This is a genomic window from Listeria tempestatis (assembly GCF_963575625.1).
Lineage (GTDB): Bacteria > Bacillota > Bacilli > Lactobacillales > Listeriaceae > Listeria > Listeria tempestatis.
In genome coordinates, this window is the sequence record NZ_CAUYTK010000027.1 from 1 (window position 1) to 750 (window position 750).

Genomic DNA, 750 nt, shown 5'->3' on the forward strand with positions numbered 1-750 from the left:
TAACTTGGATTGAAATGATAGCAAATCTTTTAAGCGCAACATTTATTTAAGATAAAAGTATACACTGAATTAGATTTATGTGTACAATTGAATAAAAAACAGAAAATAAATTCATTTTAATCATGTGATATGGTATACTAAATTAAAAAGAGGAAATGGTGAGAGCTCTAGTCATATAGAATGAGCCCGGCAGATTTATAAGCATCATGTAAAAACTTGTGAGATAAGGTGCACGTGATATGAAACGATTACGTCACTGTTTATCTCAGACGCAAGGCCAACTACGTAGTGAATGGGAAGGTCGGGTCTTTCAGAGATTTGATGATGAGTTTAATCAATTGAAGCCAAAAGCAAAAGAGTTTTCAAGCTTAATGAATCAATCGAAGTACCGTTACAAAAAAACTACCAGCATCATAGAAGAGAATGATAGGAATCTTTCTTGCCACTTTGGGGTGAAATAATGCAAACAGTCTGACATAAGTGAGTTTTTAGAGAAAGGGAGGAAAATACAATGGAGGTATTTGATCAACTGACCCAAAGTATTCGTTATCAAGAAAATCGAGCATCAGAATGTCAAGTGGAAGTAAGAAATTTAAAAATGAAATTAGAACAGTTACATGTGGCACAGGATAAACAACGACAATCACAAGATAAGTTTTTTGAGTTTCAATATCGTAGAAAAAGGCAGTATCAGAACATGTATGATGTTACCGGTCAAATGCGCTTTGCAAGGAGTCAAGCCATTCGTGT

At 34.3% G+C, this 750-nt stretch carries 2 protein-coding genes; both read left to right on the top strand.

All coding sequences use genetic code 11. The annotated features are described in order from the left end of the window. Positions 1-239: 239 nt before the first annotated feature. Positions 240-461, top strand: coding sequence for a WXG100 family type VII secretion target (locus R8923_RS14220; RefSeq protein WP_485873419.1), 222 nt, complete (start codon positions 240-242; stop codon positions 459-461). A 50-nt stretch (positions 462-511) separates the two neighbouring features. Beyond that, positions 512-750, top strand: a 239-nt coding sequence (locus tag R8923_RS14225) for a hypothetical protein (RefSeq protein ID WP_485873420.1), incomplete at its 3' end; no start/stop codon positions are given.